At 51.0% G+C, this 1,550-nt stretch carries 1 protein-coding gene; it reads left to right on the top strand.

What is annotated here, in order from left to right:
• Window positions 1–1,550: helicase-related protein (locus WMO25_RS17880; protein WP_349086563.1), on the top strand; the 1,550-nt coding region annotated here is incomplete at both ends.

The raw sequence follows: 1,550 nt of genomic DNA, 5'->3' as shown, positions 1-1,550 counted from the left end.
GTACGCTCCAGCAAAAGAACCTGACCCATTTTGATTCCTGGGCATCGACCTTCGGAGAAACAACAACTGCGATTGAGCTTGCACCGGAGGGAACCGGCTATCGTGCCAGAACCCGATTTGCGAAGTTCTTCAACCTGCCTGAACTGATGAATATGTTCAAGGAGGTTGCCGACATCAAGACCTCTGACCAGTTGCATCTCCCTGTTCCCGAAGCAAAGTTTGAAACGGTTGTGGTTCAGCCCTCTGAGTACCAGAAGGATATGGTGGCTTCCCTTTCAGAGAGAGCAGCAGATGTTCATGCCGGTATTGTAGACCCGTCCGTCGATAATATGCTCAAGATTACCAGCGACGGACGAAAATTGGGACTGGATCAGCGGCTAATGAACACCCTGTTACCCGATGACCCTGACAGCAAGCTCAATGCCTGCGTGGGAAATATCCTGCGTATCTGGCAGGACGGTCAGGCTGACAAATTGACCCAGTTGGTGTTCTGCGACCTTAGCACACCGAAAAATGATGGAACCTTCAATGTCTATGATGATGTCAAAACCAAGCTGATTGCAAACGGTGTGCCTGCGGAAGAAGTTGCCTTTATCCATGATGCAGATACCGAGGCAAAGAAAAAAGACCTCTTTGCCAAGGTTCGTACCGGGCAGGTGCGAGTGCTTCTTGGCAGTACGCAAAAGATGGGTGCAGGAACCAACGTCCAGGACAAATTGGTGGCAGTTCACCACTTGGATGTGGGTTGGCGTCCGTCTGATATGACCCAGAGAAACGGTCGTATCATCCGTCAGGGCAACCGGAACAAAGAGGTTCAGGTGTATCAGTATGTGACCGAGGGAACCTTCGATGCCTACCTGTATCAGACCTTGGAAAACAAGCAGAAGTTTATTTCTCAGATTATGACCTCCAAATCACCGGTTCGCTCCTGTGACGATGTGGATGAGCAGGCGCTGTCCTATGCGGAGATCAAGGCGCTGTGTGCCGGCAATCCGCTTATCAAGGAAAAGATGGACTTGGACATTGATGTGGCAAGGCTGAAGGTGCTGAAAGCTGACCACCAGAGCCAGCAGTACCGTATGGAAGATAAGCTTCTGAAATACTTCCCGGCTGAGATTGAAAAGCAGACAGGCTATATTCATGGCTTTGAAGCTGATATTAAAACCGTGGAAGCACACCCGCAGATTGCCGATGGCTTTTGCGGCATGGAAATCATGGGCAAAGCCTACACCGAAAAGGCAGATGCCGGTGAAATCCTCCTTGCGGCTTGTAAGGACACGAAAAGTGCCGATCCGGTTCCTCTTGGCAGTTACCGTGGCTTTCAGATGGAGCTTTCGTTTGACAGTTTCCGGAACGAGTTCGATGTGACCCTGAAGGGCGCTGTGAGCCACAGAGTAGCCCTTGGAACGGACGCACGAGGAAATATCACCCGACTGGACAATGCCCTTGCAGGCATCCTTGAGCGCTTAGAACGAGCCAATGAGCAGTTGAATAATCTCTACAATCAGCAGGAAGCAGCCAAGGCGGAGGTTGGAAAACCGTTCCCGCAG

It is taken from the genome of Coprococcus intestinihominis (genome assembly GCF_040096555.1).
GTDB classification, from domain to species: Bacteria; Bacillota; Clostridia; order Lachnospirales; family Lachnospiraceae; genus Coprococcus_A; species Coprococcus_A intestinihominis.
The sequence above is the reverse complement of the archived record's forward strand: the minus strand, read 5'-3'. Positions and strand labels throughout refer to the sequence as shown.